The following is a 15,891-nucleotide window of genomic DNA, read 5'->3' on the forward strand; positions in this document are numbered from 1 at the left end:
ATGTCGGACCGGGACTCAACCCTCAGCCAGGCCGCGGACGCCATCGAGGAAGCCTCGAACCACAAGGTCCTGGACGTCCTGGCGCGCCTGGGGTTCGCCGTGATGGCGATGCTCCACGTCATTATTGGAGCAATCGCCGTTGCCGTTGCCTTCGGGCAGCCGGGTGAGGCGGAGCCCACCGGAGCCATCGAGCAGCTTGCCGCCAATCCATGGGGTCCGGCGGTCATGTGGGCCTGCGTGGCAGCGTGCGGTGGCCTGTCCCTGTGGCAGGCCAGCGAAGCCACCCTCAGGATGCGGGGCCGGCCACGGAAAGAGCGTGTTTCAAAACTGATCTCCTCCGGCTTCCTGGCCATTGCCTACGGCAGCGTGGGGCTCAGCTTCGCCGGCTTTGCCTTGGGGCTGCGGGGGGACTCGAGTGAGAGCACCCGGGATTTCAGTGCTTCCCTGATGGCCAACCCGCTGGGCTTGTGGGTGTTGGTGGCCCTGGGCCTGACGATTATCGGGATCGGCATCTACTTCGTGTTCAAGGGCGCCCGACGCGGGTTCAAGGAGGAGCTCTTCTACTTCGACGGAACGCGGCGCGGCAGGCTGATCGACACTCTGGGCGTCACGGGCCACATCGCCAAGGGCTTCGCCCTGAACCTCACCGGGCTCCTGTTCGTCATTGCCGCCGCCAAGCACCGCCCCGAGGAATCCACCGGGCTGGACGGCAGCCTGAAAGCCCTGCGCGACCATCCCTTCGGACCGTCCCTGCTGGTTGCAATCGGGGCCGGCTTCATCGCCTACGGGATTTTTGCCTTGATCCGCTCGCGGTTCGGCCGGATGTAATTCCTCCGGGATTCGGGGTACGAAGGAAACATGACCCAGCACCTGACGACGGACCAAACAGCCGACGACGGCGCCAGCAGCCGGGGCGCGGAACGCACCTTGCGTGCCTCCACAGCGGGAGGGCCTGCGGCTGGCACCGGGCAGAAGGACCCACATGGGGAACCCGCGGATGCCGCCCCGGCGATCTCCGGAACGGCCGGACGTGCTTTCGAGAATCTGTTCCGGGTGCTCAAGCTGGCCAGGCCGGACCGCCCCATCCATCCGAAGGGGCTGGGCCTGGCCGGGGAGCTGACGCGGACCGGCAACCCCCACGAAGCGAGTGGCCTGGAGTGGCTGGATTCGCCGGGCACGGACGCAGTGGAGGCCAGGTTCTCGCGGTCAGTGGGCCTGCCGCAGGCACTGCCGGACGTCCTGGGGCTCGCGCTGCGCGTCACGCCGGCTGGCGGCACCCCTGGCACCGGCGATCCCGCAGATGTGCTCTTCTCCTCCACCGGCTGGCGGATTCCCGGACGCTTCCTGCTCCAGCCGCGGCTCGACGTCGACGGCGCCACCATGACCACCCTCATGCCCTACCGCGGCAGGAATGGGCCCGTTCTGCTGGGACTGCTGACGGTCAGTTTGCCGCCGGGATCGCTGTCCTCCGGGGAATGGGTGCTCGGGCTGTACTGGGCCAGGCCGCTGGGACGGTGGCGGCAGTGCGGCGAGCTGGTGCTTCACGCGGGGTCCCCGCCCGGTGACACGCCGCTGCGCTTCAACCCACTGGAGAACCAGCCGCCCGGGGCGCAGACTTATGCCTGGACGCGCCGCCTGCGGGAGCGCTCCTACCGGACGGCGCAGCGGTCGGCGCCTGCCGCCGTCGGACGTTCTGCCCTCAACCAGGCCCGCACCGTAGAGAGAAGGAAGACCATGTCCACCGTGTCCCAGCTGTTCAACTCCCCCGCAGCCGACGTGTGGCGCGTCCTCTCCGACGGCTGGCTGTATTCCGGCTGGGTGGTGGGAGCCTCCAGGATCCGGGCCGTGGACGATTCGTGGCCCCAGGCCGGTGCCCGGCTGCACCACTCCGTTGGCGCCTGGCCGTTGGTGATCAACGACAGCACCAAGGTAGTGAACGCCGAGCCCGGCCGGTTGCTGGAACTTGTGGCGCGTGGCTGGCCGATGGGTGAGGCCAAGGTGGTGATCACCCTTGAGGACCGGGGCACCCAGTGCCAGGTGACCATCGTCGAAGACGCCATCAAGGGTCCCGGCAAGCTCATGCCCAAGTTCCTCCGGGACGCCATGATCGGCGTGCGGAACCGGGAAACGCTCAAGCGGCTGGAGCTGATGGCGGCAGGCGGCGCCGGGAAGTAGCGCCGTCGGGTTAAAACAACAACGCGAGGTCACTTCCTGCCCAATGAACCGCGTTCATCGGGCAGGAAGCGACCTCGCGTTGCTTGTGGTGTCTTAGACCTGCGCGGCCACGCCGTCGCGGGAGATGGCCACCATGTCCTCGCGCGGCACAACCTTGATGCGCTCACGCTTGACCTCGACGCCGTGCGACCCGCCGGCCTCCGTGGCAGCTGCACCGAGGGCGAGCTCGTGCGCGTCCAGGGCCAGCCAGCCTTCCCAGCTGGTGAACTTTACGCCGCGGCCGTCCAGGAGTTCGACGACGGCGTCCGCCTCGGGAACGCTGGCCACCGGAAGGTTTTCGCGGTCTTCCAGCAGGTAGGTCACGGTTTCCAAGGCGTCGCCCTTGGTGTGGCCGATCAGGCCGACGGGTCCGCGCTTGATCCAACCAGTGGCGTAGATGCCCGGCACGTGGGTGCCGGACGCGTCCAGGACGCGGCCGCCGTCGTTCGGGATGACGCCCTTCTTGTGGTCGAACTCGATCTCCGGCAGGGCGGAACCGAAGTAACCGATGGCACGGTAGACGGCCTGGACCGGGTAGTCCACGAACTCGCCGGTGCCGCGGGCATTGCCCGTGCCGTCCAGCTCTGTGCGCTCGAACTTGATGCCGGCAACCTTGCCCGGCGTCTCGGCGTCGTCGTAGATCTCCACCGGGCTGTGCAGGAAGTGCAGGTGCAGGCGGCGGGAAGCCTTGAGCTCGGAGAGGTCCTCGGGCTGCTCGGCGATCCAGTTGGTGAGCGTGCCCACCATGGTCTTGGTCTGGTTGTTGGTCTGGATCTGGCGGTCGGATTCCTCGTCGAACTCGAAGTCCTCCGGGTACAGGATGATGTCCACATCCTTGGAGTGGGACAGCTCGCGCAGCTCCAGCGGGGTGAACTTGACCTGGGCCGGGCCGCGGCGGCCGAAGACGTGCACGTCGGTGACGGGCGAGGCCTTCAGGCCGGCGTAGACGTTGTCCGGGATCTCGGAGACCAGGAGGTCGTCGGCGTGCTTGGACAGGACGCGGGCCACGTCCAGGGCCACGTTGCCGTTGCCGATGACGGCGATTTCCTTGGCCTCGAGGGGCCATTCGCGGGGAACGTCGGGGTGGCCGTCGTACCAGGAGACGAAGTCCGCGCCGCCGTAGGAGCCGTCCAGCTCGATGCCGGGGATGTTCAGGTCCGCGTCCTTGATGGCGCCGGTGGCGAAGATGACGGCGTCGTAGTGGGTGCGGAGGTCCTCGATGGTGAGGTCTGTGCCGTAGTCCACGTTGCCGAAGAAGCGGATGTCGCCGCGGTCCAGGACCTTGTGCAGGGCGTTGACGATGCCCTTGATGCGGGGGTGGTCCGGGGCAACGCCGTAGCGGATCAGGCCGTAGGGTGCCGGGTAGCGGTCAAAGAGGTCGATGCTCACGGTCAGCTCGCCGCTCTTGACGGCTTCGCTCTTGGTGAGGATGTCGGCGGCGTAGACGCCGGCCGGGCCGGAGCCCACGACGGCGACGCGCAGCGGACGTTCGGCAGAACCTACGGTAGTGCTTGATGACACGGCTGTGTTCCTTTTGTTCGTTCCGGCCCAACTCAGTAGCACTAACTGTCGTTTTGACGGCTCATAACGACACTTGGCGCTACCCGGTTGGGTTGGTGGGCTAGGTGGTGAGGACTCGGGGCTTGTTCGGGGTGGTGGTGCTGTAGTCAGCGGTTTTGAAGTGCGACGGCGCGAACGGGCTCACGCGCACAACGTCGCCGATGACAATGACTGCGGGATTTGCGACGCCGGCGGCCTCGGCCTGGTCCGCAATGGAACCGAGCGTGCCAATGGTGACGCGCTGGTCCGGCAAGTAGCCGTTTTCAACAATACCAACCGGAGTGTCGGCGGGCAGGCCGGCTTTGCCGAGGGCGGACGCGGATTCGCGGAGCTGGCCCACGCCCATGAGCAGGATGATCGTGTGGTCTGCGCGGGCCGGAACCTCGGACAGTTCCTCGTGGCCGGTGACCACGCTGAAGCCTTTGGCCAGTCCCCGGTGCGTGACCGGAATGCCGGCTGCTGCGGGAACGGAAATCGCGGAGGTGACGCCGGAAACCACTTCAACCTCGACGCCGTGCTGCCGGCAGTGTTCGGCTTCCTCGCCGCCGCGGCCCAGGACGTAGGGGTCGCCGCCCTTGAGCCGGACCACGCGGTGGCCGGCGAGGGCTTCGTCGACGAGGATGCGGTTGATCTCGGCCTGCGGCACGGGGTGGTGGCCGGGGGTCTTGCCGACCTCGATCACGCGGACGTCGGGGGCCAGTTCGTTGAGGAGTTCACGCGGACCCAGGCGGTCCGCCACCACAACGTCAGCCTGGCCCAGGAGCCGGCGGCCGCGGACGGTGATGAGGCCCGTGTCACCGGGGCCTCCACCGACCAGGGCAACTGATCCCCGGTGGGCACGGCGGCGGCGCAGCGGAAGGTCGCCGGTTTCCAGGGCGGTGGCCACGGCGTCGCGGACGGCCATGGCGCGGCGCGGGTCTCCCCCGGCGTTGACGGCGATCTTGACGTCATCCACCTCGGCGACGGCGGGCGTCCAGGCGGCGGAGGCTTCATGGTCGGAGGCGTTGACGCACCAGATGCGCTGCGCCTCGGCGTCGGCCGATACCCTGGCGTCCACGGCGGAATCGCCGGTGGCCGTCTGGACGAACCAGACGCCGTCGACGTCTTTGGAGTCATACGGGCGCGCTGCCCAGGTGAGCAGGCCGGCGTCGGCCATGTCCTGGAGCGCGGGTGAGGCAACGGGAGCCACAACGGTGACCACGGCACCGGCGTCGAGCAGCCCCTTGGCGCGGCGTGCGGCAACGGGGCCGCCGCCCACCACCAGCACGGGGCGGCCGAGGAGGCGCAGCGCTGTGGGGTAGATATCCTGAATTGCCATGAATCAACGGTAGGGCCGCGTCACAATCGCCCACAAAGGCCGAGCAACACCAGTTCACGTAAGGTAACGCAGCGTCACAAAGGATGCATCAGGTCAGGCCCGCAAGGAACCGGCCCCTGTGGACGATGAGCTTCTCCAGGTAGCCGGCCAGCACCAGCCGCTCTGCCAGCCGGCCCAGGAACCCGAACGGGGCGGTGAACTCCACCCGGTCCGTCATGGCGCTGCCGGTGGCGGTCGCTTCGAATTCGTGGACGTGGCGGAAGCTCTTGAAGGGGCCGCGGACCTGCTCGTCCGTGAAGCTGCTTGGGAAGTCCATGTGGGTGATGCGGTTCGTCATGGTCAGGGGAACCCCGAAGTGCCGCGCCCGCCACGTCACCTCCTGGCCCTCTTCGATCAGCCCGGACGTTACACCAGCCACGGCCCGCTCCCCCGTTTCCTGCTGCGAGTTCACGTGCACGTCGATGCTGCGGGCCAGGTCGAAGAGGCGTTCCGGAGGCAGCGCTGATTCGGTGCGGCACACGAAGCTGACGGTCATCCGGCCAGTCTGTCACGAGACCCAGGGACCCGCCGTCGTGGGGCACATTGGCGGGCCGGAGTGGCGGATCACCCTCAAGCCGCGGCGTGTCCGTGTCAAAGTGCCCCACGACGGCGGCGGGCAAAAGCACAAGCAAACAGCAAAGCCCGACGGCGGAGGTCGCCGTCGGGCCTTGCAAGGGTGGTGTAAGGGCTACCGGGTGCTGCCGGAGAGGAGGCCGCGGCTGCGCAGCAGGCGCTTCTCGATGGGGCCGAACACCAGCAGTTCAATCAGGATGCCGACGGCGAGGATCAGCAGGATTGCCGACATCACCACGGTCATGTCGGACAGGATGCGGCCCTGGTCGAGCAGCGAGCCCAGGCCGAAGCCGATGGTGCCACCCACGGCGATGATTTCCGCGGCCATGAGTGAGCGCCAGGAGAAGGCCCAGCCCTGCTTGAGGCCGCCCAGGTACCCGGGAAGCGCGGCCGGGAGGATGACCTGAAGCGCCATCTGCAGCCGGGAAGCGCCCAGCACGGTGCCGACGCGCCGGTACTGCGGCGGTATCTGGTCCACACCTGAGATCAGCCCGTTGATGATGGACGGAATGGCGCCCATGAACACCACGAAATAGACGGTGGCGTCGGTGAGGCCGAACCAGATGATGGCGGCGGGGACCCATGCCACCGAGGGCAGGACCTGCAGGCCGGAGATCAGCGGGCCGAAGGCTCGGCGCAGCGGTGCAACCTGTGCCAGCAGCAGGCCGATGGGCGTGGCGATGGCCACCGAGATCAGGAAGCCAACCAGTCCGCGCTGCATGGACGTCCACAGGGCTTCCTGAAGTTTGCCCTCGTTCCAGAGGACGCCCATCTGGCCCACAACATCCAGCGGACCGGGTACCAGGTCGCGGCGCTTGACGCCCAGGGAGACGTAGAACTGCCAGACAAGGATCAGGACGGCCAGGGCGGCGATCGGCAGGAGGATCCGGCTCCACTCGATCCGGTGCTTGCGGTCGGCATCGGACTGCAGCGAGTCCAGCCCGGACTCGAGTTCCCGCAGGTCCTCTTTCCCGGTGGAAGTCCTCGTCAAAGCAGCATGGACGTGCCGGGTCTCGGGTGGTTCGGACGGGGCTTCAGCGAGCGGGGTGTGGTTACTTGGCATGGCGGCGAATCTCCTCCCGCAGCCGGGCGGTGATGACCCCGGTCAGCTGGCCGGCAAGCCCGGCGTCGGTTCGGTGTTCCTCGGTGACGGCCCATTCCTGGACCACGCGGCCGGGCCGGGAGGACAGCAGCAGCACGCGCTGGCCCAGCCGGACGGCTTCGCGGACGTTGTGGGTCACAAAGACGATGGTGCGGCCGGTTTCCTTCCAGATGCGCTCCAGCTCGTCGTGCAGGAGGTCGCGGGTGATGGCGTCCAGCGCGGCGAACGGCTCGTCCATGAGCAGCAGCTGCCGGTCCTGCGAGAGCGACCGGGCCAGGGACACGCGCTGCCGCATGCCGCCGGACAGCTCATGCGGGCGCTTGTCACCGGCGGATCCCAAGTGCACGAGCTCAAGGAGTTCCTGCGCCTTGATCCGGCGCTCAGCCTTGCCCACGCCGCGCAGCTTCAGGGCCAGCTCGATGTTTTCACGGGCGGTGAGCCACGGGAAGAGGGCCGCGTCCTGGAACATGAAGGCGGCACCGTCGCTGGGCACTTCCAGGGCGCCCGACGTCGGCGCCTCCAGCCCCGCGATGATGTTCAGCAAGGTGGATTTGCCGCAGCCGGACGCACCGAGGAGGGCAACGAACTCGCCCTGCGCGATGGTGGCGTTGACGTCGTCCAGTACCGGGGCGCCGTCGCCGAAGCGCTTGCCCAGGTTTTCCAGTACGACTGGCATGGTGCCGTCCTTAGGTAGTGGGGTGGATCAGTCCTGGCCGAGGCCGGCTGCTGAAATCTTGGTGGTGCTGCCCGCAGCGGCGGTGACCTCGTTAAGTGCTTTGAGGTCGAAGAGCCCGTTTATGTCGGCCTGCTTGGTGGTGCCCGCCTCCACCCCGTCGTGAAGCAGGCGCGGGTAGCCTCCGGCCAGCGGGTCAAGGGTGAAGGTGATGTTGGCCAGTGAACGTTCCAGCACATCCGGGGCCAGGGCTGCGCCGGCCGATTCCTGCAGGGCGGAGTTGATGACGCCGGCCTTCTGATCCGCGGGTGCCTCGTTGAGCCAGGCGACCGACTTGGCGTGGCCGGCCAGGAGCGCCTTGACCGTCTCGGGGTGTTCGGCGGCGAATTTCTGGTTCACGATCAGGATGGTGGTGGGGAACTCGCCGGGCTTGCCCGTACCGGTTCCGTCCCACAGGTCCTTTTCATCCACCAGCACCTTGGCTCCGGCCTGGAGCACCAGCCGGGACGCCCACGGTTCAGGCAACCAGGCGCCGTCGAGCTTTCCGTCCTGGAAAAGCTTCAGGGACTGGGCGTTTTCGGTGGGGTTGATGGCGACGTCGCCGCTGCCGTCAACGTTGGTCTTGTAGCCCTGGTCCGCCAGCCACGCGCGCAGGGCAACGTCCTGGGTCCCGCCCAGTTGCGGGGACGCGATGGTCTTCCCCTCAAGGTCGGCGGCGGAATTGATGTCCGGCTTAACCACCAGTTGGGCACCGCCCGCGGCAGCGCCGGCAATGACCTTCACGGACTCGCCCTGGCTCTTTACGAACGAGTTGATGGCCGGGTTGGGGCCGATGTATGCGGCGTCGATGGCGCCGGCGTTCAGCGCCTCGATGGCAGCAGGACCGGCATTGAATGTCTCGGTACTCAGGGTGGTGTTCCCCAGCGATTCGGCCAGGAAGCCCTCTTTGACACCCACCAGGGCTGGGGCATGCGTGACGTTGCCGAAGTACCCCAGCTTGAGCTCCGCGGCGGGGGTGGGGACCACGGCCTGGGCCTCAGTGTTACGGGAAACAGTGGAGGCCACAACAGCTCCCACCACAATCAGGAGGACCAGCCCGACCGCCAGGGCAGCCTCGATGGCACGCTTGCGCTTGGGTGCTGCGCTTTCGCCTGCCACGATGCGGGTCATCCCGGGCTTGGAACTAGTCATTGTTTCACCATAGGGAGTGACATAAACCCGTTCAATGAAGCCTAAACGGGGGGTCACGCAGGTTCATCTAGCGTCACATTCGGCGGCGTGAGTGCGCTTTGTTTTCCGCAGGCTTTAGTTAGATTTGTAGCCTGCCGGCGGGTATGACGTCACCTGGGGGATGCTGATGGAGACTGCTGTTACTGGCACCGTAAGGAACTATTGGCTGGTCCTGGCCGGCATGCTAGGGCTGACCGTGGGAGTGGTGGCAACGGCATCATGGCCGTGGCCGGTGATTACGGGTGCCGCTTTGATTCTCGTCGCCGTCCTGTACGGCAGCAGACACCGCCAACTGAGCCGGGACATCCGCGGCAGGTTTGCTGGGGCCGGCCCGGGCGCGGGCGTTATCGGGAGCATCTTCGGGGCCGCCGCGGTACTCCTTCGTGGCACGCCGGCCGCCCTCTGGGCGGGACCGCTCCTGGGCCTGGCCGCCTTTGTGGGGATGTACCTTTACCTCACCCGTTATGGGTCCTTCCATTCTGACACCGGCGAGGGCGTTCCCGAGTCCAGCTAGTTGCCCTTGACGTTGACGAGCTGGCGCAGCTTGTGCCGGACGATCACCAGGTCGGCGGCATCCTGCATGACCTGGTCGATCGGCTTGTAGGCGGCGGGGATTTCGTCAATGAATGCCTCCGACGCGCGGAACTCAATCCCGCGCATGGCCCGCTTCAGCTCCTCGAGCGAAAATGTCCTGCGGGCAGCGTTGCGCGAGTACTCCCGGCCCGCCCCGTGCGGCGATGAATTCAGCGACTCCGGGTTGCCGCGTCCTTCCACAACGTACGACGCCGTCCCCATGGATCCGGGGATCAGTCCAGGATCGCCGGGCTCGGCTTTGATGGCGCCCTTGCGGGACACCCACACGGACTTGCCGTAGTGCGTCTCCTGCTGCGTGAAGTTGTGGTGGCAGTTGATCCTCTCGCGTTCCTCCACCGGCCCACCCACCCAGCGGCCGAACTGTTCAATCACGCGGTCCATCATTTCCTCGCGGTTCAGCAGCGCAAAGTGCTGGGCCCAGCGCAGTTCCGCCAAATACCGGTCGAACTGCGGCGTCCCCTCGTCGAGGTAGGCGAGGTCCGGGTCGGGCAGGTAAACCTGGTCCTTCCGCGCGACGTGCCGCGCGACGCCGATGTGGTGCTGGGCAATCTTGTTGCCGATGCCGCGCGATCCGGAATGCAGGAACAGCCAGACGTTGTCGTTCTCATCCGCGCAGACTTCGATGAAGTGGTTGCCCGAGCCCAGGGATCCCAGCTGCAGTTCCCATTTGGCCACGTATTGGGCGGGATCGAACCCCGCTTTTGAGGCCAGCGCCTTCAGTTCGGCGATCCGGGGTTCGGCGGTGGGCAGGACCTTCTTGTTGTTATGGCCTGCGGACAGCGGAATGACCCGTTCGATGTCCTCCCGGATCCGCTTCAGGTCTTTGGGGAGGTCCTTCAGCGTGTACTGGGTGCGGACGGCGATCATGCCGCAGCCGATGTCCACACCTACTGCGGCCGGAATGATCGCCCGCAAGGTTGGAATGACTGAACCCACGGTGGCGCCCTTGCCCAGGTGCGCGTCCGGCATCAGTGCCAGGTGCGGGTAGATGAACGGCAATTCGGCAGTCATCACGGCCTGTTTCCGGGTCTGGTCATCCAGGATGGACGCCCAGTTGAGAAGCTTGTTGTTGATGGTTTCCATGCTCCGTCTCCCACTGCACCGCCGAGGACTAACGTAAGTCCTAGGCTAAACCCGGCATCCCCTGAAGGAGACGCAATTATGGTGAACGTCCAGACCGAGATCCTCATCAATCGGCCGCGCGCGGAGGTGGCGGCGTATGTGGCCAACCCGGACAACGCGCCGAAGTGGTACGTCAATATCCATAAATCCCAGCGGCTGACTGACGGCCCAACCGGTACTGGTTCCAAGGTGGCGTTCACCGCAAAGTTCCTGGGCCGGGAGCTGAACTACACCTATGAGTTTGTGGAATACGTTCCCGGCGAAAAGCTGGTGATGCGCACCGCCCAGGGTCCGTTCCCGATGCAGACCACCTACACCTGGATCGATGAAGACGGCGGCACCCGGATGACGCTGGGCAACACCGGCAAGCCCTCGGGTTTCTCCAAACTCGCCGGGCTGGTCATGGCCCCGATGATCCGCCGCGAGACCCGGAAGGACCTGCAGAAGCTCAAGTCGATCCTTGAGGCCCGCCAGTAGGCCAGTCCCTTAAACCGCGAAATCGCCGGAATGCAACGAGGCCGCCGCAATTTTGCGGCGACCTCGGTGCATTCCGGCGAACTCGGCGAAAATCAGATGCTGTAGCGCTCGTCCTCGTGGTCACCCGGATGGTCCTTGACCAGGCCTGCGGCAAGCGTGTTGCCGTCCAGCGGGTCGATCACCAGGAATGCGCCGGTGCGGCGGTGGTGCAGGTAGTTCTCAAGCGGCAGCGGCGCGGCGAGCCGGAGCTGCGCGTGGCCGATGTCGTTCAGTTCCAGGTTCGACGCGGGCTCCAGCTTGAAGGACGCGAGGTCCAGCTTGCCGGACACGTTGCGGACCAGCGCCTGCACCGTGCGGGTGCCGTGCTTGACCAGCACCTTCTGTCCCTCGCGGAGCGGCTTCGGGGACAGCCAGCACAGCGCCGCGTAAAGGTCGGCTGACGCTTCCCGGACGGTGCCGGCGGCAGCAATGGTGTCACCGCGGGCGACGTCGAACTCCTCCGCCAGGCGGATCGCGACGGACTGCGGGGCGGCGGCTTCCTCCAGTGAGGCGCCGGCGAAATCGATGCCAACAACAGTTGTGGTGCGCGGGTCCTGGCCGGGTGTCAGCACGGAGACCTTGTCCCCCACCTTGACGGAGCCCTCGGTGATCTGGCCGGCGTACGCGCGGTAGTCGCGGTAGGCCTCGACATCGAGGCCGGCGGCCACGGCGTCGGGAGCCAGCGCGCCCTGCGGACGGATGACCAGCTGCACCGGGAAGCGGAAGCTCTCAAGGTGGCTTTCCAGCTCGTCGGCGGCGGGCAGGGTCTCGAGCACCTCAAGCAGAGCCGGGCCGGTGTACCAGGGGGTCCGCTCCGAGCGCTCCACCACGTTGTCGCCGTCGAGCGCCGAAACGGGTACCACCAGCAGGTCGGCGATGCCGTCGGAGCCGAGGCCCAGCTCGCGGCCCACCTGCTGCACGTCGGCTTCGATCTCGCGGAACACGGACTCGCTGAAGTCCACCAGGTCGATCTTGTTCACGGCCACGATCACGTGCGCCACACGCAGCAGCTGCAGCACGGACAGGTGCCGGCGGGTCTGCTCCAGCACACCTTTGCGGGCGTCGATGAGTACGACGACGGCATCCGCGGTGGACGCGCCGGTCACCGTGTTCTTGGTGTACTGCACGTGCCCGGGGCAGTCGGCCAGGATGAAGCTGCGCCGGTCGGTGGCGAAGTAGCGGTAGGCAACGTCGATGGTGATGCCCTGTTCGCGCTCGGCACGCAGGCCGTCGGTCAGCAGCGCCAGGTCGATGCCGCCCTTTTCGCCGCCGAAGCCGCGGTCCGCGGAGGTGCGGGCAACGGCGTCGAGCGTGTCAGCCAGGATGGCCTTGGAATCGTGAAGGAGGCGGCCCACCAAAGTGGACTTGCCGTCGTCGACCGATCCTGCGGTGGCGAAACGGAAGAGCGTAGTGGGCAGGCCTTCGGTGAGTGAGCCTGTCGAAATCTCGGAAATCGTGCTCATTAGAAATACCCGTCCTTCTTGCGGTCTTCCATGGCTGCCTCGGAGATGCGGTCATCTGCACGGGTGGCGCCACGTTCGGTGAGGGTGGAGGCAGCAACTTCAACCACGACGTCGGCCACGGTGTAGGCGTCGGACTCGACGGCGCCGGTGCAGGACATGTCGCCCACGGTGCGGTAGCGGACGGTCTTGGTGATGACTTCCTCGTGGGGCAGGGGCTGGGACACCTCGCCCACTGCGCGCCACATGCCGTCGCGGGCGAAAACCTCGCGCTCGTGGGCGTAGTACAGGCCGGGCAGCTCGATGTTCTCGCGCTCGATGTAGCGCCAGATGTCCAGCTCGGTCCAGTTGCTGATGGGGAACGCACGGACGTGCTGGCCCACGGTGTGGCGGCCGTTGTAGAGGTTCCACAGTTCGGGGCGCTGGTTGCGCGGGTCCCACTGCCCGAACTCGTCGCGCAGGCTCAGGATGCGCTCCTTGGCGCGGGCCTTGTCCTCGTCGCGGCGGCCGCCGCCGAACACGGCGTCGAACTTGTTCTGCTGGATGGCGTCCAGCAGCGGGACGGTCTGCAGCGGGTTGCGGGTGCCGTCGGCGCGCTCGGCGAGCTCGCCGCGGTCAATGAACTCCTGCACCGAACCCACCACCAGCTTCAGGCCCAGGCGCTCCACGGTGCGGTCGCGGAAGTCGATGACCTCGGGGAAGTTGTGGCCGGTGTCCACGTGCAGCACGGGGAACGGAACCTTGCCGGGCCAGAATGCCTTGGTGGCCAGGTGCAGCATCACCACGGAGTCCTTGCCGCCGGAGAACAGCAGCGCGGGCTTCTCGAACTCGGCAACAACCTCGCGGATGATGTGGATGGCCTCGGACTCAAGGGTGTCCAGGCTGGAGAGGCGCGTGGAAACGGCGGCTTCAGTCACCTGGGTGGTCTCCTCGGTTAGGGAAGTGCTCATACGTGTAGTCCGCATTCTGTCTTGTCGGTCCCTGCCCAGCGGCCGGCGCGGGGGTCGTCGCCCGGCGCCACCTTCCGGGTGCAGGGCTGGCAGCCAATGGAGGGGTAACCCTGGGATAGCAGCGGGTTGACGGGCAGGAGGTTGTCGTCCGAGTACTGGACCAGCTGGTCGAAGGTCCACGCGGCCACCGGGTTCACCTTGACCAGGCCGTTGGCCTCGTCCCAGGTGACCAGCGGGGTGTTGGTACGCGTGGGTGCCTCGTCACGGCGGACACCGGTGAACCAGAGTTCGTAGCCGGACAGGGTACGGCGCAGCGGGGCCACCTTGCGGAGCGCGCAGCACTGGGCCGCGTCGCGGGCGAAGAGGTTCTTGCCCAGGAGCCGGTCCTGCTGTTCCACGGTGTTCTCCGGGAGGACGTCCACCACGTTGACGCGAAGGTTTGCGGCCACCTCGTCACGCGTGGCGTAGGTTTCCGGGAAGTGGTAGCCGGTCTCCAGGAACAGGACGTCGACGCCGGGCATCTGGTCCGCGACCAGGGCCGGCAGGACGGCGTCGGCCATGGAGCAGGCGACGGCGACGGCGGGCAGGTCGAAGTTGCGCTCCACCCAGGCGATGACGTCGCGGGCCGGGGCGTCCCAGCCGAGCTCGGCGGCTCCGGCTTCGGCGAGGGCCTTCAGCTCTTCCTTCGAGCGGAGCTTGGGGGCTGCTGCCGCAACGGTGGCGTCAACCTCGGCGGTGGCGACGGCCTGCGGGGCAACGGGGTCTACCCCGAGTGCATGCTTGCTCATTACTGGAGTGCCTCCTCGTCTGCTGCGTGGGCCCACTCGGCGAAGGTCTGGCCCTCGGCGCGCTGGGCAACGAAGGTGCGGACAACGCGCTCAACGTAGTCCGGCAGGTCGTCCACGTACACCTTCAGGCCGCGGACGGTGCGTCCCAGGCCGGCCTCTTCGCGGCTGCTGGAAGCCAACCCGCCGCCCAGGTGGACCTGGAAACCCGGGGAGGGGTCGCCGTCGGGCGTGGGAAGCATCATGCCCTTAAGCCCGATGTCCGCGGTCTGGATGCGGGCGCAGGAGTTGGGGCAGCCGTTGATGTGCAGGGACAGCGCGTGCGGCAGCTCGCCGGACTCGGCGAGGTCGGCCAGGCGGCGCTCAAGTTCGGCAACGGCCGTGGCGGCGGTGTGCTTCGTCTCCACGATGGCCAGCTTGCAGTACTCGATGCCGGTGCAGGCGATGGTGCCGCGGCGGAACACGGACGGGCGGGCGGACAGGCCCAGCGCGTCGAGCTCGGCTACCAGGGGCTCCACGTGGTCCTTCTCGACGTCCAGGACAACGAGCTTCTGGTGCGGGGTGGTGCGCAGGCGGTAGGAGCCGCGGGCCTCAAGGGTGTCCGCGAGCTTGACCAGGGCAGCCCCTGACAGGCGGCCGGCCACCGGCGTGGCGCCGATGAAGAACTTGCCGTCCTTCTGCTCGTGCACGCCCACATGGTCGCCGGGGGTGGTGGGCTTGGGCGCGGCGGGGCCGTCGGCCAGCTTGTAGCCCAGGTATTCGTCCTCCAGGATCTGGCGGAACTTCTCCGGGCCCCAGTCAGCCATCAGGAACTTCAGGCGGGCCTTGGTGCGCATGCGGCGGTAGCCGTAGTCGCGGAAGATGCTGGTGACGCCGAGCCATACTTCGGCGGCCTCTTCGGGCCGAACGAAGGCGCCCAGGCGCTTGCCGAGCATCGGGTTGGTGGACAGTGCCCCTCCGGCCCAGAGGTCGTACCCGACACCCAGCTCGGGGTGGCGCACCCCTACCAGGGCGAAGTCGTTGATCTCGTGGACCACGTCCTGGCTCGGGTGCCCGGTGATGGCGGTCTTGTACTTGCGGGGCAGGTTGGACAGCAGCGGGTTGCCGATGAACCGCTCCCCCAGCTCGGCGATCAGCGGGGTGGGGTCGATGATCTCGTCCTTGGCGATGCCGGCCACGGGCGAGCCCAGGATGACGCGGGGAACGTCGCCGCAGGCCTCGGTGGTGGACAGGCCAACACCTTCCAGGCGGTTCCAGATTTCGGGGATGTCCTCCACGCGGATCCAGTGGAGCTGGATGTTCTGGCGGTCGGTGAGGTCGGCCGAGTCCCGGGCGAAGTCCACGGAGATCTGGCCGATGACGCGCAGCTGCTCGGTGGTGAGCGCGCCGCCGTCGATCCTCACACGGAGCATGAAGTACTTGTCTTCGAGCTCGTGCGGCTCCAGCGTTGCGGTCTTGCCGCCGTCGATCCCCTGCTTGCGCTGGGTGTACAGGCCCCACCAGCGGAACCGGCCGTGCAGGTCCTGGCCCGGGATGGCGTCGAAGCCTTCCTTGGCGTAGATGGTTTCGATACGCTCGCGCACGTTAAGGCCGTCGTCTTCCTGTTTCCAGGTTTCGTTGGCGTTAAGGGGCGTCTTGCCGTCCACTTTCCACTGCCCGTGCGGCTTTGCAGCGGGACGGGCAGGGCGGGCGGGGCGCTTAGGGGCAGCGGAGTCCGCGGACGCTCCGGCTAGAGCTGTATCAGTCATGCATCGA

At 67.1% G+C, this 15,891-nt stretch carries 15 protein-coding genes; 4 read left to right on the forward strand and 11 right to left on the reverse strand.

Translation table 11 applies throughout. The features are described 5' to 3' along the window. Both DXK94_RS20465 and DXK94_RS21775 read left to right on the forward strand, forming a co-directional pair. The gene (locus tag DXK94_RS20465) at nt 1-828 is read left to right on the forward strand and encodes a DUF1206 domain-containing protein (protein ID WP_115526338.1); all 828 of its coding nucleotides are present in this window, start codon (nt 1-3) and stop codon (nt 826-828) included. A 30-nt stretch (nt 829-858) separates the two neighbouring features. Beyond that, nucleotides 859-2,175 (forward strand): SRPBCC family protein, encoded by a 1,317-nt coding sequence (locus DXK94_RS21775; protein ID WP_258868646.1) that lies wholly within the window; start codon nt 859-861, stop codon nt 2,173-2,175. A gap of 93 nt (nt 2,176-2,268) precedes the next feature. Here the strand turns inward: DXK94_RS21775 and DXK94_RS20480 are convergent, their stop codons facing one another. The 6 genes from DXK94_RS20480 to DXK94_RS20505 form a co-directional block, all read right to left on the reverse strand. Then, complete coding sequence (locus DXK94_RS20480; protein ID WP_115526339.1) at nt 2,269-3,735, reverse strand: FAD-dependent oxidoreductase; 1,467 nt, start codon at nt 3,733-3,735, stop codon at nt 2,269-2,271. Nucleotides 3,736-3,835: 100 nt separating this feature from the next. Further along, complete coding sequence (gene cobA / locus DXK94_RS20485) at nt 3,836-5,092, reverse strand: uroporphyrinogen-III C-methyltransferase (protein ID WP_115526340.1); 1,257 nt, start codon at nt 5,090-5,092, stop codon at nt 3,836-3,838. A gap of 88 nt (nt 5,093-5,180) precedes the next feature. Further along, nucleotides 5,181-5,627 carry an SRPBCC family protein gene (locus DXK94_RS20490; protein WP_115526341.1) on the reverse strand — a complete coding sequence of 149 codons (447 nt, stop codon included), beginning with the start codon at nt 5,625-5,627 and terminating at the stop codon, nt 5,181-5,183. Between the two features lie 192 nt (nt 5,628-5,819). Beyond that, nucleotides 5,820-6,767, reverse strand: coding sequence for an ABC transporter permease (locus DXK94_RS20495; RefSeq protein WP_115526342.1), 948 nt, complete (start codon nt 6,765-6,767; stop codon nt 5,820-5,822). Next, entirely contained in the window at nt 6,757-7,482 is a 726-nt protein-coding gene (locus DXK94_RS20500) for an ABC transporter ATP-binding protein (RefSeq protein WP_079596541.1), read from the reverse strand. Before DXK94_RS20500 ends, DXK94_RS20495 begins: the two co-directional genes overlap by 11 nt. A gap of 27 nt (nt 7,483-7,509) precedes the next feature. After that, nucleotides 7,510-8,649, reverse strand: a complete 1,140-nt coding sequence (locus DXK94_RS20505) for an ABC transporter substrate-binding protein (RefSeq protein ID WP_115526343.1) — start codon at nt 8,647-8,649, stop codon at nt 7,510-7,512. Nucleotides 8,650-8,836: 187 nt separating this feature from the next. Between DXK94_RS20505 and DXK94_RS20510 the strand changes: the two genes are divergently transcribed. Next, complete coding sequence (locus DXK94_RS20510; RefSeq protein WP_147294412.1) at nt 8,837-9,223, forward strand: hypothetical protein; 387 nt, start codon at nt 8,837-8,839, stop codon at nt 9,221-9,223. On the opposite strand, the gene DXK94_RS20515 is transcribed toward DXK94_RS20510, so the two are convergent. Continuing rightward, on the reverse strand, nt 9,220-10,386 hold the full coding sequence (locus tag DXK94_RS20515) for an RtcB family protein (RefSeq protein ID WP_115526345.1): 1,167 nt from the start codon (nt 10,384-10,386) through the stop codon (nt 9,220-9,222). The genes DXK94_RS20510 and DXK94_RS20515 overlap by 4 nt on opposite strands. 78 nt (nt 10,387-10,464) lie before the next feature. Between DXK94_RS20515 and DXK94_RS20520 the strand changes: the two genes are divergently transcribed. Continuing rightward, entirely contained in the window at nt 10,465-10,902 is a 438-nt protein-coding gene (locus DXK94_RS20520) for an SRPBCC family protein (RefSeq protein WP_115526346.1), read from the forward strand. A 92-nt stretch (nt 10,903-10,994) separates the two neighbouring features. Here the strand turns inward: DXK94_RS20520 and DXK94_RS20525 are convergent, their stop codons facing one another. Genes DXK94_RS20525 through DXK94_RS20540 form a run of 4 tightly spaced genes read right to left on the reverse strand, consistent with a single transcriptional unit; the run spans nt 10,995 to nt 15,884 of the window. Further along, nucleotides 10,995-12,404: a sulfate adenylyltransferase subunit 1 gene (locus DXK94_RS20525; RefSeq protein WP_079596536.1), complete on the reverse strand. Its 1,410-nt coding sequence runs from the start codon at nt 12,402-12,404 to the stop codon at nt 10,995-10,997. Further along, a complete protein-coding gene (gene cysD, locus DXK94_RS20530) occupies nt 12,404-13,351 on the reverse strand; it encodes a sulfate adenylyltransferase subunit CysD (RefSeq protein ID WP_115526347.1) in 948 nt (315 codons plus the stop codon). The genes DXK94_RS20525 and cysD overlap by 1 nt, the downstream gene beginning before the upstream one ends. Beyond that, nucleotides 13,348-14,139, reverse strand: coding sequence for a phosphoadenylyl-sulfate reductase (locus DXK94_RS20535; RefSeq protein WP_181884893.1), 792 nt, complete (start codon nt 14,137-14,139; stop codon nt 13,348-13,350). Before DXK94_RS20535 ends, cysD begins: the two co-directional genes overlap by 4 nt. After that, complete coding sequence (locus tag DXK94_RS20540; protein ID WP_115526348.1) at nt 14,139-15,884, reverse strand: nitrite/sulfite reductase; 1,746 nt, start codon at nt 15,882-15,884, stop codon at nt 14,139-14,141. The genes DXK94_RS20535 and DXK94_RS20540 overlap by 1 nt, the downstream gene beginning before the upstream one ends. Nucleotides 15,885-15,891 lie beyond the last annotated feature (7 nt).

The sequence above is a fragment of the Arthrobacter sp. RT-1 genome, from assembly GCF_003367205.1.
Lineage (GTDB): Bacteria > Actinomycetota > Actinomycetes > Actinomycetales > Micrococcaceae > Arthrobacter.